Origin of the sequence: Pseudomonas fluorescens (assembly GCF_902497785.1) — a bacterium.
Lineage (GTDB): Bacteria > Pseudomonadota > Gammaproteobacteria > Pseudomonadales > Pseudomonadaceae > Aquipseudomonas > Aquipseudomonas fluorescens_BO.
This window is the reverse complement of sequence record NZ_CABVHK010000007.1, coordinates 212,671-228,997: the sequence shown is the minus strand read 5'-3', so window position 1 is coordinate 228,997 and position 16,327 is coordinate 212,671. Positions and strand designations below refer to the sequence as shown.

The 16,327-nt window shown below is 61.6% G+C and carries 14 protein-coding genes; 13 read left to right on the top strand and 1 reads right to left on the bottom strand.

The features are described from left to right. Positions 1-15: 15 nt before the first annotated feature. The 13 genes from F8N62_RS12910 (at position 16) to madM (ending at position 15,077) form a co-directional block, all read left to right on the top strand. The gene (locus F8N62_RS12910) at positions 16-6,033 is read left to right on the top strand and encodes an Hpt domain-containing protein (protein WP_150711279.1); all 6,018 of its coding nucleotides are present in this window, start codon (positions 16-18) and stop codon (positions 6,031-6,033) included. Further along, entirely contained in the window at positions 6,026-6,481 is a 456-nt protein-coding gene (locus tag F8N62_RS12905) for a chemotaxis protein CheW (protein WP_150711278.1), read from the top strand. Before F8N62_RS12910 ends, F8N62_RS12905 begins: the two co-directional genes overlap by 8 nt. A 71-nt stretch (positions 6,482-6,552) precedes the next feature. After that, a complete protein-coding gene (locus F8N62_RS12900; protein ID WP_150711277.1) occupies positions 6,553-7,182 on the top strand; it encodes a transcriptional regulator in 630 nt (209 codons plus the stop codon). After that, a complete protein-coding gene (locus tag F8N62_RS12895) occupies positions 7,145-7,570 on the top strand; it encodes a hypothetical protein (protein ID WP_150711276.1) in 426 nt (141 codons plus the stop codon). The genes F8N62_RS12900 and F8N62_RS12895 overlap by 38 nt, the downstream gene beginning before the upstream one ends. Positions 7,571-7,841: 271 nt before the next feature. Further along, entirely contained in the window at positions 7,842-9,512 is a 1,671-nt protein-coding gene (gene mdcA, locus F8N62_RS12885; RefSeq protein WP_150711274.1) for a malonate decarboxylase subunit alpha, read from the top strand. After that, entirely contained in the window at positions 9,512-10,384 is an 873-nt protein-coding gene (locus F8N62_RS12880) for a triphosphoribosyl-dephospho-CoA synthase (protein WP_150711273.1), read from the top strand. Before mdcA ends, F8N62_RS12880 begins: the two co-directional genes overlap by 1 nt. Continuing rightward, on the top strand, positions 10,384-10,683 hold the full coding sequence (locus F8N62_RS12875; RefSeq protein WP_150711272.1) for a malonate decarboxylase subunit delta: 300 nt from the start codon (positions 10,384-10,386) through the stop codon (positions 10,681-10,683). The genes F8N62_RS12880 and F8N62_RS12875 overlap by 1 nt, the downstream gene beginning before the upstream one ends. Beyond that, positions 10,676-11,527 (top strand): biotin-independent malonate decarboxylase subunit beta, encoded by an 852-nt coding sequence (locus F8N62_RS12870; RefSeq protein ID WP_150711271.1) that lies wholly within the window; start codon positions 10,676-10,678, stop codon positions 11,525-11,527. The genes F8N62_RS12875 and F8N62_RS12870 overlap by 8 nt, the downstream gene beginning before the upstream one ends. Continuing rightward, entirely contained in the window at positions 11,524-12,327 is an 804-nt protein-coding gene (mdcE, locus tag F8N62_RS12865; protein ID WP_150711270.1) for a biotin-independent malonate decarboxylase subunit gamma, read from the top strand. Before F8N62_RS12870 ends, mdcE begins: the two co-directional genes overlap by 4 nt. Next, positions 12,321-12,941 carry a malonate decarboxylase holo-ACP synthase gene (locus F8N62_RS12860; RefSeq protein ID WP_150711269.1) on the top strand — a complete coding sequence of 207 codons (621 nt, stop codon included), beginning with the start codon at positions 12,321-12,323 and terminating at the stop codon, positions 12,939-12,941. The genes mdcE and F8N62_RS12860 overlap by 7 nt, the downstream gene beginning before the upstream one ends. Then, positions 12,938-13,849, top strand: coding sequence for a malonate decarboxylase subunit epsilon (gene mdcH, locus F8N62_RS12855; protein ID WP_150711268.1), 912 nt, complete (start codon positions 12,938-12,940; stop codon positions 13,847-13,849). The genes F8N62_RS12860 and mdcH overlap by 4 nt, the downstream gene beginning before the upstream one ends. A gap of 65 nt (positions 13,850-13,914) precedes the next feature. Beyond that, positions 13,915-14,307 (top strand): malonate transporter subunit MadL, encoded by a 393-nt coding sequence (gene madL, locus F8N62_RS12850; RefSeq protein WP_150711267.1) that lies wholly within the window; start codon positions 13,915-13,917, stop codon positions 14,305-14,307. Positions 14,308-14,312: 5 nt separating this feature from the next. After that, a complete protein-coding gene (gene madM / locus F8N62_RS12845) occupies positions 14,313-15,077 on the top strand; it encodes a malonate transporter subunit MadM (RefSeq protein WP_150711266.1) in 765 nt (254 codons plus the stop codon). Between the two features lie 101 nt (positions 15,078-15,178). Here madM and F8N62_RS12840 read toward each other — a convergent pair whose 3' ends face one another. Beyond that, complete coding sequence (locus F8N62_RS12840) at positions 15,179-16,093, bottom strand: LysR substrate-binding domain-containing protein (RefSeq protein ID WP_150711265.1); 915 nt, start codon at positions 16,091-16,093, stop codon at positions 15,179-15,181. Positions 16,094-16,327: the final 234 nt, after the last annotated feature.

The following is a 16,327-nucleotide window of genomic DNA, read 5'->3' as shown; positions in this document are numbered from 1 at the left end:
ATGAACGGAGCAGTTATGGGTGATCGGCACGACTATGTGGCCCTCGAGTGGGTCAAGGGCGAGATTGCCGAAACGCTGAAAGTGGCCCATCAAGCGATTGAAACGTTGCTCGATGATCCGCAGGCGACGCACGTCCTCAGCGATTGCCTGGCGTGCATCCATCAAGTGCATGGCAGTTTGCAGATGGTCGAGTTCTACGGCGCGGCGCTGCTCGCCGAAGAAATGGAACAGCTGGCCAGCGCCTTGCTGCACGACCGCGTCAGCCATCGCGATGAGGCCATTCACCTGTTGACGCAGGCCCTCGGGCAGTTGCCGATTTACCTCGACCGGGTACAAAGCGCACGGCGCGATCTGCCGCTGGTGGTGCTGCCGCTGATCAACGATCTGCGCAGTGCCCGTGGCGAAAGCCTGTTGTCGGAAACCAGTCTGTTCACACCGCAATTGCCGGACCTGCCGCCGCTCAGTACCGAATCACTGGCGCTGCTGGAACCGGCGGACCTGCCGAATGTGCTGCGCAAATTGCGCCAGATGTTGCAAATGGCGTTGGTCGGGTTGCTGCGCGAGCAGGATGACGAGACCCACCTCGGTTACCTGAGCACGGTTTTTTCACGCCTCGAAGGGCTGTGTGGTCAGGCGCCGCTGAGCCCGTTGTGGCAAGTCGCTTCGGCACTGGTCGAAGGCATGCGCGGCGGCTCGATTGCCAACAGTCCGGCGCTGCGCAGCCTGCTCAAGGATGCCGACAAGGAACTCAAGCGCCTGCTCGAACAGGGCATGCCCGGGGTCAATCAACCGGCGCCGCCGGAGTTGCTCAAGAGTCTACTGTTCTATATTGCCAAGGCCGACCACCCCACCGGGCAGATGCTGACCATGAAAGATCGCTACGGACTGGACGATGCATTGCCTGACAGCGCGCTGGTCGATGAAGAACGGGCGCGGCTGGCCGGCCCCGACCGCGATGCCATGCGCTCGGTATTGGCAGCGCTGTGCGAAGAATTGGTGCGAGTCAAAGAACGTCTCGATCTGTTCGTGCGCAGCGACCGCCAGCACGCCTCGGACCTCGAAAGCCTGCTGGCGCCCTTGCGGCAGATCGCCGACACCCTGGCGGTGCTCGGCTTCGGCCAGCCGCGCAAGGTCATCATCGATCAACTCGCGATGGTGCTCAGCCTCGCCCAGGGCCAGCGCGAACCCAACGATGCGATCCTGATGGACGTCGCCGGTGCCCTGCTTTACGTCGAGGCGACGCTGGCCGGCATGGTTGGCACCGTCGAACCGGAAAGTCAGGAAGACAGCCGCCTGCCGACCACCGACCTGACGCAGATACACCAGATCGTGATCAGGGAAGCGCGCATTTGCCTGCAACAGGCCAAGGACATGGTCGTCGACTACATCGACGCCGATTGGGATCGCCAGCATTTGCAACCCTTGCCGGCCTTGCTCACCCAGGTGCGCGGCGCGCTGGCGATGATTCCGCTGAGCCGGGCGGCGAGCCTGATCGAAACCTGCAATCACTTTATCCGCGAGCATTTACTGCAGGACCCGGACCAGCCCGGCTGGGAAGAGCTGGACAGTCTGGCCGACGTCATTACCAGCATCGAGTATTACCTGGAGCGCCTCAGCGACGACCCCGAGGCGTGCGGCGAACACCTGCTCGACGTCGCCGAAAACAGCCTCGCCTCCCTCGGCTTTTACCCCAGTGAACGCAATGTGCCGGTGCTTGAGGATGTGCTTAGCCCGAGCGAAGCGCAGGTCATGCAAGACCAGCAGGAGCTGGACGATCCCGCCGTCGTCCAGACCCTGGCCGATGTCCTGGCCAGCCCGGTGTCGGCGGTTAATCCGCCGGCGCTCAATACACCCGGCAGTCTGTTGCCGCCGCCACCCGGTGAAGAGCCGGTGGATGATGAGCTGCGCGAAGTCTTTCTCGAAGAAACCGACGAAGTCCTGGAAATTCTTTGTGAATACCTGCCGCGCTGGGTGGCTGATCCCCAGAGCGAATCGGCGCTGGGCGAATTACGCCGGGCCTTCCATACCCTCAAAGGCAGTGGCCGCATGGTGCGCGCGCTGGTGTTGGGCGAGTTGGCGTGGGCCGTGGAAAACCTGCTTAACCGCGTGCTGGAGCACAGTGTCGAACCGGGGCCGGCGGTGCAGCAACTGATCAGCGCCGTGCTGAACCTGCTGCCGGAACTGGTGGCTGAGTATGCCGACAATGCCCAGCGTCAGCGCAACGACGTCGACCAGTTGGCCGTCCGCGCCCATGCCCTCGCCAAGGGTGATGAAGCGGCCGACGAGGACGTGCAGGATGTCGCCGCCCTTGATCCGTTGTTGCTGGAGATATTCCGCAAAGAAGCTGAAACCCATTTGGCCAGCCTCAATCGCTTCCTTGATCAGGCCGCCGAACACGTGCCGTTGCAGGCCAGTGACGAGTTGCAGCGCGCTTTGCATACGCTCAAGGGCAGCGCCTCAATGGCCGGTGTGTTGCCGATCGCCGAGCTGGCGACGCCGCTGGATCAACTGGCCCGCGAGTACAAGGCGCACCTGATCGCTTTGGACCTGGACGAAGTCGAGTTGCTGCTGGAAGCCGAAGGTGTGTTCCGGGTCGCACTGCGTCAGCTCAAGGTCGATCCGCTGGCGGAGATTCCTGGCGCCCGTGCCCTGATCGAAAGAACCCGCACACTGCTGGCCGAGCGTCTGGAAGCGCTCTCGAGTGCGCCGAGCACTGCGCAGCGCACCAAGCGCGACCCGCAGCTGATCAACAACTTCCTGGCGCAGGGCATGGACATTCTGCTGGACGCCGAAAGCCTGTTGCAGCGCTGGCAGCAGCACCCCGGCGAGCGTCAGGAACTCAGTGCGCTGCTGGATGAATTGACCACCCTCGGCGAAGGCGCGCACCTGGCTGATCTACACCCGGTGGACGAACTCTGCGAGGCCTTGCTGGATCTCTACGGCGCAGTGGAAGAAGCCAGCCTGGCGGTCAGCGAGCGGTTTTTTCAGGAAGCGCAAAGCGCTCATGAAGCGCTGATCAACATGCTCGATGAACTCGCCGCCGGCCAGGAAGTCAGCCCGCAACCTGAACGTATCGGCGCCTTGCGCAGCTTGCTCGACGAGAGTCTCGACCCCTCCGCCATGGGCCTGATTCGCAGTGACGGCAGCCGAGCCCTGAGCATTCGCGAACTGAGCAGCGCCACCGCCGAATTGTCCCAGACGACACCACCCCCTGTAGGAGCCGGCTTGCTGGCGATGGACTCGCAGACACCGTATTTATCCAATGAGAACCCACCACCGTTAGCGTCCATCGCCAGCAAGCCGGCTCCTACAATGGATCGTGCAGTTGAGCTGGACGACGAGATCGTGTCGATCTTCCTCGAAGAAGCCGTGGATATTCTGGAGAGCGCAGGCCAGGCTTTGCAGCGCTGGCTGACGGACCCGGACAACGCTGCGCCACTGCTGTCGTTGCAGCGTGACTTGCACACGCTCAAGGGCGGTGCGCGGATGGCCGAGGTCGAACCTGTCGGTGACCTTGCCCATGAACTGGAAAGCCTTTACGAAGGTCTGGTCGATCGACGCTACCTCCACAGCGACGCGTTGGCGCAGCTGCTGCAACAGAGCCACGACCGATTGGCGCACCAGCTTGAACAGTTGCAGAGCCACAGGCCATTGAGTGATCCGGGCCCACTGATCGAGGCTATTCGCGCATTCCGCCAAGGCAATCTCAGCGCACCTGAACCCGTCGAGCTGCCGCCCGCCGAGGACTCGGCGGGGCATGATCCGGAGCTGTTGGAGATCTTCCTCGAAGAAGGTTTCGACATCATCGAAAACTCCGGCGCGGCATTGCTGCGCTGGCAGGCCGAGCCGTCCAGTCGTCAGGAAATGGAAACCCTGCTGCGCGACTTGCACACCCTCAAGGGTGGCGCGCGGATGGTGGAAATTGCACCGATTGGCGACCTCGCCCATGAGCTGGAATTTATCTACGAAGGCTTGTCCGCCGGTGCCCTGAAACCAACCCCGGCGCTGTTCGCGCTTTTGCAAAGCTGCCATGACCGACTGGCGCAAATGCTCGACGCGACCCGCGCCGGTCAACCTCTGCCGCCGGATGAGCCGTTGATTGACGCCATCCGCAATTTCAGCCATCCGCAGGTGATTGAAGCACCGGTCGCATTGCCGGTTGCACCCAAGGTCGAGACGCCCTCGCCACAGCCCGACGCCGGCGCCGGCGCCGACATGGTCAAGGTCTCGGCAGAACTGCTGGACGATCTGGTCAACCTGGCCGGGGAAACCTCGATTTTCCGAGGCCGCATCGAACAGCAGGTCAACGATGCGCGGGTAGCGCTGCACGAGATGGAAACCACCATCGAGCGCATGCGCGATCAATTGCGTCGCCTCGACACCGAAACCCAGGGGCGGATTCTCAGCCGTCAGCAGATCGACGCCGAACGCTCGGGCTACGAAGACTTCGACCCGCTGGAAATGGACCGCCATTCACAGTTGCAGCAACTGTCCCGGGCGCTGTTCGAATCGGCGTCCGACTTGCTCGACCTCAAGGAAACCCTCGACCGGCGCAACCAGGACGCGGACAACCTGCTGCAACAGCAAGGCCGTATCAACACCGAATTGCAGGAAGGCCTGATGCGCACGCGCATGGTGCCGTTCGAGCGGATGCTGCCGCGCTTGAAACGCATCGTTCGCCAGGTCTCCAGCGAACTGGGCAAAGATGTCGAGTTCGTGGTCGGCAACGCCGAAGGCGAGATGGACCGCAACGTGCTGGAACGCATGGCCGCGCCGCTGGAGCACATGCTGCGCAACGCTGTCGACCATGGCCTGGAATCCGCGCAAGCGCGCGTCGCGGCCGGAAAACCTGCGCGGGGTCGGATCACCCTCGACCTGTCCCGCGAGGGCGGCGACATCATTTTCGACATCCGCGACGACGGCGCCGGCGTACCGCTGGACGCGGTGCGACGCAAGGCAATCAAGCGCGGGCTGCTCGCCCCGGACAGCGACATCAGCGACCGCGACGTGCTGCAATTCATCCTGCAACCGGGGTTTTCCACCGCCGAAAAAATCACCCAGATTTCCGGGCGTGGCGTTGGCATGGACGTGGTCCACGAAGAGGTTCGGCAGTTGGGCGGCAGCATGAGCATCGACTCGGTGCCGGGGCAGGGCGTGCATTTTCGCATTCGCCTGCCGTTCACGGTGTCGGTGAACCGGGCGCTGATGGTGCAGTGCTTTGATGATCAATATGCGATCCCGCTGAACACCATCGATGGCATCGTGCGCGTGCTGCCCAACGAACTCGAAGGGCATTACCGGCTCGATCCACCGACCTACAAATACGCCGGGCAGGACTATGAACTGTGCTACCTCGGCGAACTGCTGAAAACCAGCACACGCCCGAAATTGCTCGGCCAGAGCTTGCCGCTGCCGGTATTGCTGGTGCAATGCAACGAGCGGCACATCGCGGTGCAGGTCGACGCCATGGCCGGCACCCGCGAGATTGTGGTGAAAAGCCTCGGTGCGCAATTCGCGGCGGTGCAGGGGTTGTCCGGCGCAACGATCCTCGGCGATGGCCGCGTGGTGCTGATTCTCGACCTGTTGGCGCCGATCCGTGCGATGCAGGCACAGGTGCCGCAACGACCGTTGCTGCAAGACCCGGAACCCGAGCCGCACAAACCGTTGCTGGTGATGGTGGTCGACGATTCGGTTACCGTGCGCAAGGTCACCAGCCGCTTGCTCGAACGCCACGGCATGAACGTGCTGACGGCCAAGGACGGGGTCGACGCCATGCTCCTGCTCGAAGAACACACGCCCGACCTGATGCTGCTGGACATCGAAATGCCGCGCATGGACGGCTTCGAAGTCGCCACTCAGGTGCGCGCCGACGAGCGACTGCAACACCTGCCCATCATCATGATCACTTCACGCACCGGCCAGAAACACCGCGACCGCGCCATGGCCATCGGCGTCAACGACTACCTCGGCAAGCCATACCAGGAATCGGTGCTGCTCGACAGCATCGCCCTGTGGAGCAAAACCCATGCTTGAGCACCGCACCAGCAACCTCACCGGGCTGCTGTTGCCCTTGGCCGATCGCCACCTGATCGTGCCAAACGTAGCGGTTGCCGAACTGATCGACTATCAGTCGGGAGCGTTCGATCTGGATACACCGCCCTGGTACCTGGGGCGAGTGAGCTGGCGCGAGCGGCAGATTCCGTTGCTGAGTTTCGAGTCGGCGTGTGGCCAGAAAATCGTCATCGGCGAGCGCGCGCGGATTGTGATTCTCAATGCATTAGGTGGACGACCGGAACTGAAGTTTATTGCGCTGCTGGTGCAGGGGATTCCCCGGTCGTACAAACTCGATAGTCAGTTGAGTTATGTGGATGTGCCGTTGTGTACGCTGGAACAGGCAGCGGTGCAGGTGGGGGATCAGGTCGCCAAGGTGCCGGATCTGTTGGCGCTGGAGGAGTTGTTGGTGAGTGCTGGGCAAATCTGAAGACATTCAAAAGTTGAAGATTCCCTAAAAGGGACCTATCGTTCCTTTTTTGGGACTTGTTGGTCATTGCTGTGAATACCCTGTCACTGAGCGAAGCCTTGTTCACCACTACCCAGCAAAAGGTGCTGGGCCTGATGTTTGGTAAACCGGACCGAAGTTTTTACGCCAACGAAATCGCCCGCTGGGCTCAAGTGGGTAAAGGCAGCCTCATGCGCGAGCTGGACCGGTTGCAGCGGGCAGGCGTGCTGACCCTGAGCCGACAGGGCAATCAGACCCACTATCAAGCCAATCCTGAATGCCCCATCTATGCCGAATTGTTGGGCATCGCCCGTAAAACCTTTGGTATTGCGGAGCCTCTGCGCCAGGCGCTCCAACCCTTTGCCGAACAGATCACTTGGGCATTTGTGTACGGTTCTATCGCCAAGGATCAGGCGAACGCATCCAGTGACATTGATCTCATGCTGATCGGCGAAGGCCTGCACTACAGTGAGGTGATGGAACTGCTTATGCCTCTGGAGGACCAGTTGGGCCGCGTCCTCAACCCAACGCTCTATAAACCTGACGACTGGGCAGCAAAGCTGGAGGCTGAGAACAGCTTCGTCGTGCGGGTGGCGCAGCAGGAAAAGATCAATCTGATGGGGGGAAACCCTTTGGAGTCCAAGGATGGGCGGCAGCGAGAATCTGCCAAATCTGTTACGTAGCGGCGGGCTGAAAATTGAACCGCCGGATCGCAAGGAGTGCGAAGGGTTGTTGCGTTCGGCGATGGATCGCTTGAAGGATGCACGAGCCACTTCACTTTCGTTTGCGAGCCGGTTCGACCTGGCCTACAACGCTGCTCATGCCCTCGCACTGACGGCACTTCGTTTGTGTGGCTACCGTTCAGATAAGCGATATCTGGTGTTCCAGTGCCTGGTGCATACCGCCGATTCCAGCAGAGTACAGGTTCGTTTGTTCGCCCTCAGCCATGAACGGCGAAATTTGGCGGAGTACGAAGGTTATATGGATGAAGATGAGGCATTACTCGCGCAGTTGCTGGAAAACACCGCGCAGCTTCTGACTCACGTACATGCGCAGATGGCCAGACTGTAACTCTATGTAGGAGCGAGCTTGCTCGCGATGGTCGATAACGATAACGCGCATTTCCTGATTAAACGCATCGGCCCGAGGTTCTTCGCGAGCAGGCTCGCTCCCACAGGTTTTGTGGACGCCGCAAATCCAATGTGGGAGCGAGCCTGCTCGCGATGGGGCCATTTAGGGTCAACCATTACCCTGACCGTAACGATCCGTCTCTGTGCTTGATTGATGCTCTGCCCCCACCCTCCTACTGTGACCCCCACGACAGCGAACCCGTGGAGTGGTCATGACAACAACAATATCCCCCGACTCGCGATGGACGCGGCGGCGCAGCGAAAAGCAGCGGCGTCTCGAGCTGGTGCGGGGTCTGGCCGACGGTGTGGTCTTGCCCACCGACAACATCGTTGCAGCGCTCGAAGCCCTGATCCTGCCCGGCGATCGCGTGGTGCTGGAAGGCAATAACCAGAAGCAGGCGGATTTCCTCTCGCGTTCCCTGGCCAAGGCTGATCCGGCCAAGCTGCACGATCTGCATATGATCATGCCCAGCGTCGGTCGCTCCGAGCATCTGGACCTGTTTGAACGCGGCATTGCGCGCAAGCTCGATTTCTCTTTCGCCGGCACCCAAAGCCTGCGCATCAGCCAGTTGCTGGAAGACGGCTTGCTGGAAATCGGCGCGATCCACACCTACATCGAGCTCTACGCACGATTGGTGGTCGACCTGATTCCCAACGTCGTGCTCTCGGCCGGTTTCATGGCCGACCGCGCCGGCAATATCTACACCGGGCCCAGCACCGAAGACACGCCGGCATTGATCGAGCCGGCGGCGTTCAGCGACGGCATCGTCATCGTTCAAGTCAATCAATTGGTCGACGATGTCACTGACCTGCCGCGGGTCGATATTCCGGCGTCCTGGGTCGATTTCGTGGTGGTGGCCGACAAGCCGTTCTACATCGAACCGCTGTTCACCCGCGACCCTCGGCACATCAAGCCGGTGCACGTATTGATGGCGATGATGGCGATCCGCGGGATCTACGAAAAACACAACGTGCAGTCGCTCAATCACGGCATCGGTTTCAACACCGCCGCCATCGAATTGATCCTGCCGACCTACGGCGAATCCCTCGGCCTCAAAGGCAAGATCTGCCGCAACTGGACGCTCAATCCGCACCCGACTTTGATCCCGGCCATCGAAAGTGGCTGGGTTGAAAGCGTGCACTGCTTCGGCACTGAACTGGGCATGGAAAACTACATCGCCGCCAGGCCCGACGTGTTTTTCACCGGGCGTGACGGTTCGCTGCGCTCCAACCGAATGTTCAGCCAACTCGCCGGGCAGTACGCGGTGGATCTGTTTATCGGCGCCACCCTGCAAGTGGACGGCGACGGTCATTCCTCGACGGTAACGCGCGGCCGGCTCGCCGGTTTCGGTGGTGCGCCGAACATGGGCCACGATCCGCGTGGTCGTCGCCACGGCACGCCGGCCTGGCTCGACATGCGCCACGGCGATGGGCCGGAACCGTTGCTCGAACGCGGCAAAAAACTTGTGGTGCAAATGGTCGAGACGTTCCAGGAGGGCGGCAAACCGACCTTCGTCGAAACCCTCGACGCGGTAGAAGTGGCAAAAAAAAGCGGCATGCCGCTGGCGCCGATCATGATCTACGGCGACGACGTTACGCACTTGCTGACCGAAGAAGGCATCGCCTATCTGTACAAGGCGCGCTCGCTGGAAGAGCGTCAGGCGATGATCGCCGCCGTCGCCGGTGTGACCGTCATCGGCCTGCGCCACAACCCGAAAGACACCGCGCGCATGCGCCGCGAAGGCTTGATCGCCTTGCCCGAAGACCTCGGCATTCGCCGCACCGACGCCACCCGTGAATTGCTTGCCGCGAAAAGCGTGGCGGATCTGGTCGAGTGGTCCGGTGGCCTGTACAACCCGCCCGCCAAATTCAGGAGCTGGTAATGCACGCATTCAACCTGCAAACCAAACCTTCGCTGGCCGAACGGCTGGCGGACCTGGCGGTGGACGCGTTGATCGATGAAGCGGACCTGTCGCCGAAACCGGCGCTGGTCGATCGGCGTGGCAATGGCGCGCATACCGATCTGCACCTCGGGCTGATGCACGCTTCGGCGTTGTCGCTGTGGCCGGCGTTCAAGGAAATGGCGGAAGCGGCCATCGAGTTGCGTGCCATCGATTTACCGCTGCGCGAAGCCGTTGGGCGAATCGGTAGGGAAGGGGAGCGAGCGATGCTCGTCACCACCGATGGCGTGAACACCCATCGCGGTGCGATCTGGGCCTTGGGTCTGTTGGTCACCGCTGCGGCATTGCAGCCGCAGTCCACGGAGGCCAGTGCGGTCACTATGCGCGCTGCACGCCTCGCCCTGATCGACGACCGTTACGCCCCACGCCCTCTGAGCCACGGAGCGCAAGTGGCCCAACGCTACGGCGCCCGCGGTGCCCGTGAAGAAGCGCAGCTGGGCTTTCCGTCGGTAATTGACCGCGCCTTGCCGCAACTGCGGCGCAGCCGTGCCGCCGGTCATGGCGAGCAGAACGCTCGCCTCGACGCCTTGCTGGCGATCATGACGAATCTTGCCGACACCTGCGTGCTGTATCGCGCCGGGGAACACGGCCTGCACACCATGCAACTCGGCGCTCAAGCCGTGCTTGATGCAGGTGGCAGCGCCAGCCTCGCCGGGCGCCGTCGTTTGCATGAACTGGACGAACAATTAATCGCGTTGAATGCCTCGCCCGGCGGTGCTGCGGATTTACTCGCCGCCTGCCTGTTCATCGACCGCATCGAGTCGGCTGACGACCTCGATCAGGGAGCGTTTTGATGGAAACCTTATCGTTTGAATTCCCCGCCGGGCAACCGCCACGTGGCCGCACGCTGGTGGGCTGTGTCGGCTCGGGCGATCTCGAAGTGCTGATCGAACCGGGTCAGGCCGGCAAGTTGACCATTCAGGTGCAGACCTCGGTCAACGGCAGTGAACAGCGCTGGCAGCATCTGTTTGCGCGGATGTTTGACGGTCAGACGCCGCCGGCGATGGCCATCGACATCCACGATTTCGGCGCGACCCCCGGCGTGGTGCGCTTGCGTCTGGAACAAGGCTTTGAGGAGATCGGTCATGACTGACAGCGCAGAACTTCTCCACAAGCATTCCTTCGTCGAACTCGGCGCTCGGCAACGGGCGAAAGCCTTGCTCGATGCCGGTACGTTTCGCGAATTGCTCGACCCGTTTCAGCGCGTCATGTCGCCGTGGCTGTCGCGCCAGGGCGTGGTGCCGCAAGCCGATGACGGCGTGGTAATCGCCAAAGGCAGCATCGGCGGTTTGCCGGTGGTGATCGCCGCCATCGAAGGCGCGTTTCAGGGCGGCAGCCTTGGTGAGGTCGGCGGCGCCAAAATGGCCGGCGCACTGGAACTGGCCGCCGAAGACAACCGCAACGGCGTCCCGACTCGCGCTGTCCTGCTGCTGGAAACTGGCGGCGTGCGCTTGCAGGAAGCCAACCTCGGGCTGGCAGCTATTGCCGACATTCATGCTGCGATTGTCGATTTGCGTCAGTACCAGCCAGTCGTGGGCGTGGTTGCCGGCAGCGTCGGGTGCTTTGGCGGGATGTCGATTGCCGCCGGGTTGTGCAGCTATTTGCTGGTCACCCGGGAAGCGCGGCTTGGCTTGAACGGGCCGCAAGTGATCGAACAGGAAGCCGGCCTGGAGGAATACGACTCCCGCGACCGCCCCTTCATCTGGAGCCTGACCGGTGGCGAGCAACGCTTTGCCAGTGGTTTGGTGGATCGCTATGTCGCCGACGATGTGGCGCAGATTCAGCAACAGGTCAGTGAATTGCTTGCGCAGGGCTTGCCGAAACAGCAACGCAGCCGTCAGGCCGAACTGTACCTGCAACGGCTGGCCCGTCTGGACGCCGCGCCGCAAATCGAGCCGGCGACGGTTCGCGATCTGTATCAAGGAGAGCGCTCATGAATTCGTATTCCCTGAGAGGTTTGCACTGGTTCGACGCCCTGAGTGCCGGCGCGAATCCGGTCGATGGTTTACCGGCTTCGTTGAAGGTCGCCGACGGTGTGTTGGGTGATCAGCCGGTTCGCTTCATCGCGGTGGTGGCGGATCCCGATAACCGTTTTGTCCGCGCTCGGAACGGTGAAGTGGGTTTGCTGGAAGGTTGGGGTTTGGCCAAGGCGGTGGACGACGTTATCGCAGCGGACGCTGATCAATCGCGCAAGCGCGCCTTGATTGCCATCGTCGATGTGCCGAGCCAGGCCTACGGTCGGCGTGAAGAAGCGCTGGGCATTCATCAGGCCTTGGCCGGCGCGGCGGACAGTTATGCCCGCGCCCGACTGGCCGGGCATGCGGTGATCGGTTTGCTGGTGGGCAAGGCGATGTCCGGGGCGTTCCTGGCTCACGGGTATCAAGCCAATCGCTTGATCGCCCTGCGCGATCCGGGGGTGATGGTGCATGCGATGGGCAAGGCTTCGGCCGCGCGGGTCACCCTGCGCAGTGTCGAGGAGCTTGAGGCGCTGGCCGCCAGCGTGCCGCCGATGGCGTATGACATCGACAGTTACGCGAGTCTGGGTTTGCTTTGGGAAACCCTGTCTGTGGAGCAAATCGAGCAACCGACCGCAGCGGATCTGGCGCGAGTGACTGAATGCCTCGGTCAGGCGATTGGCGATGTTGCCGCCAGCGGTCGTGATTTGAGTAGTCGCTTGGGGGCGAGCAATCGCGCGGCATCGAGCACGGTTCGCCAACTGCTGAGAGCGCAGTGGTGAATGCCTTTCTCGCTCACGATTTGCTCTGGGGAATGACCCCGGAGCAGTTGCCCGCGGATGTGCCGGCGTGGGTGATCGAAGCGCTGAGCGACGGCCAGCCGGTGGTGGTTCGGCGTGCGTTGAGCGCACCGGGTCTCATCGCGGTCGGCGTGCGAGGACGGTTGCGCGAGCAGCGCTATGCAACGGTGATGGCGGTGGATGCGGTTCAACGTCGGGTCAAACCGGAAGACCTGTGTCATGTCTCGATTGGCCGGGATTTGCCTGCCGTGCGCGGCCTTGATCAACTTCGGCGAATGCTCGATGGCTGCGGTTGGGTCTGGGGTGTCAGCGGTAGCGCGGGGTTCGAGTTGGCCAGTGGCTGTGTGGCTTTGCACGAAGGCAGCGATCTCGATTTGATCCTGCGCGCACCGCAGACGCTGGAGCGTGCTCAGGCGCAGGAACTGGTGAGGATTTTTGATACGGCCGCGTGCCGGGTAGACCTGCAATTGCAGACACCTTTCGGTGCCGTTGCCCTGCGCGAATGGGCCAGCCCTGCACGTCGCGTACTGCTGAAAAATGCCAGCCAGGCTTGTCTGGTGGCTGATCCGTGGAACCCGCAGGAGCAAGCAGCGTGAGCAGTCTGCTGGTGTTCCCCGGCCAGGGCGCGCAGCAACCGGGCATGCTCCATCGGTTGCCTCGGGACACGGTGGTCGAGGCCAGCGAAGTGCTCGGTGAAGACGCGTTTCTGCTCGATTCTGCCGAGGCGTTGAAATCGACGCGGGCCGTTCAGCTGTGCCTGCTGATCGCCGGTGTGGCGGCCTCGCGCCAGTTATCGATAGCGCCGGATTACGTGGCGGGATTGTCCATCGGTGCCTATCCAGCGGCGGTGGTCGCAGGAGCCTTGAGCTTCAGCGACGCGCTGCATCTGGTCAGCCTGCGTGGTGAGCTGATGCAACAGGCGTATCCACAGGGCTATGGCATGACGGCGATCATCGGCCTGGATCTGGCCGCGGTGGACAGTTTGCTCGCGCAGGTTCACAGCGCTGCAACACCGGTTTATCTGGCCAACATCAACGCCGATAACCAAGTGGTGATTGCCGGCAGCGATGAGGCAATGGCCGCGGTCGCCGGGTTAGCCAAAAGTCAGGGCGCAGGTTTGGCGAAACGGCTGGCGGTCAGCGTGCCTTCGCACTGCCCGCTACTGGACGCGCCGGCGAAAAAACTCGCCGAAGCCTTTACCAACGTGCCGCTGAAAACGCCGACGTCGGGTTACCTCAGCGGCAGTCGCGCCCGGCCGATCATCAACACCGACGCGCTGCGCGATGACCTGGCCTTCAACATGTGCCGCGTCGTAGATTGGCGCGGCACCGTGCAAAGCGCCTACGAGCGCGGCGTACGTCTACAGATCGAACTGCCGCCCGGTGCGGTGCTGACCGGGCTGGCGCGCCGGGTGTTCGAGCAGGGCACTGTGATTGCCTTTGACGGTGCGCGTCTCGACACTTTGCAGGCGCTATTGCGTGAGGAGGGAAGCCGCCAACCCTAAAGCACCGACTCAGGCCTTCGAACAACAAAAACAACATTCGACGATGCACTTTGAGGACTACAACAATGATTATTTACGGTGTGGCTTTTCTCGCCTTTTGTACCCTGGCGGGGATTTTTATTGGCGAACTGCTCGGCAAGCTGATTGGCGTGCCGGCCAACGTGGGCGGCGTCGGTATTGCGATGCTGCTGTTGATCGGGCTGGGCAGCTACCTCAACAAAAGCGGCTGGTTCAAGGGCAAGACCGAGCAAGGCGTGGAGTTCTGGAGCGCGATCTACATTCCGATCGTGGTCGCGATGGCCGCGCAGCAAAACGTGTATGGCGCGCTCAAGGGTGGGCCGATGGCGATCCTGGCCGGTACGGTGGCCGTGGTCATAGCCTTCGCGATGGTGCCGGTGCTGGTGCGCATCGGGAACAAGGCGCCTGAAGCCATCACTCCACCAAACACAATCGGGTGATCGCCATGTACGAATCGATGATGAAGGTGATTACCGGTTACGGACTGATCAGTGGCTTTGCCATTGTTGGCGTCACCATGTGGGTGTCCTACTGGATTTCCAACACATTCACCAAAGGCCGCCTGCATGGCTCGGCCATCGCCATTCTGCTGGGCCTGTTGCTTTCCTACATCGGTGGTGCGCTGACCGGTGGCCAGAAAGGGGTGGTCGACATCCCTCTGCTCTCCGGTATCGGCCTGCTCGGCGGTGCCATGTTGCGTGACTTCGCCATCGTCGCCACGGCATTCGGGGTGAGTGTCGATGAGCTCAAGCGCGCCGGCTTCGTCGGCGTGCTGGCGCTGTTCGTGGGCGTCGGGACGTCGTTCGTCGCGGGTGTCTCGGTTGCCATGGCGTTTGGTTATACCGATGCGGTGAGCCTGACCACGATCGGCGCGGGGGCGGTGACCTATATCGTCGGACCGGTGACAGGCGCGGCGATTGGTGCCAGTTCGGAAGTCATGGCGCTGTCGATTGCGGCAGGGTTGATCAAGGCGATTCTGGTCATGGTGATGACGCCATTCGTGGCGCCGATGATCGGTTTGAACAATCCACGCAGTGCGGTGATTTTCGGTGGGTTGATGGGCACTTCCAGCGGCGTGGCGGGCGGATTGGCCGCGACTGATCCGAAGCTGGTGCCCTATGGTTGCCTGACGGCGGCGTTCTACACCGCACTGGGCTGCCTGCTCGGACCTTCGCTGTTGTACCTGATCATGCGCGGGTTGATTGGTTAAGTTTTTCGACAGGACGGTGGCCTTCGCGAGCAGGCTCGCTCCCACAGGATCTATAGAAACCCTGTGGGAGCGAGCCTGCTCGCGAAGGGCGCAACACGGTCTTAGACCTGGCGATTGGCATACATCCGGCACTCCGCCAACAGCGCCAGCAAGTTCGGATCGCGCTCCTTGGCCTTCAAAAACACAACGCCAATGTGCTGCTGCAACCGGTACTTGTGCTGCAACGGAATCAACTTCACCCGGTTCTCATACACCGCCGCAATCCTCCCCGGCAGCAACGCATAACCCACCCCCGAGCTGACCATGCTCAGCAGGGTGAAGATGTCGTTGACCTGCATCGCCACCTTTGGCTCAAACCCCGCCTGCTTGAATACGCGATTGCCGTCCTGGTGCGTGGCGAAGCCCTGGGTCAGGGTGATGAAGGTTTCATCGCGTACTTCAGCCAGATCCACTTCGGCGCGTTGGGCGAACTTCGAATCGGCAGGTGTCGCGAGGAAGATGTCGTCGGAGAACAATGGAATGTGCGCGCAATCCGGGTCGTTGACGCTGTCGTCCAGCGACACCAGGATGGCATCGACTTCCATGTTCTTGAGTTTGTACAGCAGGTCGAAATTGGAGCCGAGGATCAGGTCGATGTTGAGTTCGCTGCGGCGGATTTTGAGGCCCATGATCAGCTGCGGCACCGTCTTTACGGTCAGCGAATACAGCGAACCCAACTTGAAGCGTTCAGCGAAGAACCCGGCGGCTTCACGGGTCAGGCGCACGGTCTCGACCACATCCTGGATCAGCTTCTGCGCGCGTTCTTCCAGCACATACGCACTTTCCAGCGGCGTCAGGTTGCGCCCTTCGTGCTTGAACAGCGGGCAGCGCAGGGCGCTTTCCAGGGAATGAATCGCCCGGTGCACGCTGACGTTACTGGTCTGCAACTCGGCCGCGGCCCGGGCCAGATTACCCGTGCGCATGAAGGCGAGGAACACCTCGAGTTTTTTCAGGGTCAACTCTTCGTCGATCAACATGGGCGTGGCTCTTATTTGAATGACTCGATTGTGCACGTATGTGGGTTCTTGTAGGAGCTGTGTAGGAGCTGTCGAGTGAAACGAGGCTGCGATCTTTTGATCTTCGGCATTATCAAGGGCGCCGCAAATCAGGATCAAAAGATCGCAGCCTCGTTTCTCTCGGCAGCTCCTACGCAGCTCTAGGGGAGTTTGTGTTTTCAGACATTGCGCTTTTACGCTTGAGGCCTGAGCCTT

What these genes read in the sequence shown, in the direction of transcription:
- F8N62_RS12880 (WP_150711273.1), top strand. Translation starts at nt 9,512, where the DNA reads ATGCACGCATTCAACCTGCAAACCAAACCTTCGCTGGCCGAACGGCTG.
- F8N62_RS12840 (WP_150711265.1), bottom strand. Translation starts at nt 16,093, where the DNA reads ATGTTGATCGACGAAGAGTTGACCCTGAAAAAACTCGAGGTGTTCCTC.
- mdcA (WP_150711274.1), top strand. Translation starts at nt 7,842, where the DNA reads ATGACAACAACAATATCCCCCGACTCGCGATGGACGCGGCGGCGCAGC.
- F8N62_RS12870 (WP_150711271.1), top strand. Translation starts at nt 10,676, where the DNA reads ATGACTGACAGCGCAGAACTTCTCCACAAGCATTCCTTCGTCGAACTC.
- F8N62_RS12895 (WP_150711276.1), top strand. Translation starts at nt 7,145, where the DNA reads ATGGGCGGCAGCGAGAATCTGCCAAATCTGTTACGTAGCGGCGGGCTG.
- F8N62_RS12905 (WP_150711278.1), top strand. Translation starts at nt 6,026, where the DNA reads ATGCTTGAGCACCGCACCAGCAACCTCACCGGGCTGCTGTTGCCCTTG.
- F8N62_RS12875 (WP_150711272.1), top strand. Translation starts at nt 10,384, where the DNA reads ATGGAAACCTTATCGTTTGAATTCCCCGCCGGGCAACCGCCACGTGGC.
- madM (WP_150711266.1), top strand. Translation starts at nt 14,313, where the DNA reads ATGTACGAATCGATGATGAAGGTGATTACCGGTTACGGACTGATCAGT.
- madL (WP_150711267.1), top strand. Translation starts at nt 13,915, where the DNA reads ATGATTATTTACGGTGTGGCTTTTCTCGCCTTTTGTACCCTGGCGGGG.
- mdcE (WP_150711270.1), top strand. Translation starts at nt 11,524, where the DNA reads ATGAATTCGTATTCCCTGAGAGGTTTGCACTGGTTCGACGCCCTGAGT.
- F8N62_RS12910 (WP_150711279.1), top strand. Translation starts at nt 16, where the DNA reads ATGGGTGATCGGCACGACTATGTGGCCCTCGAGTGGGTCAAGGGCGAG.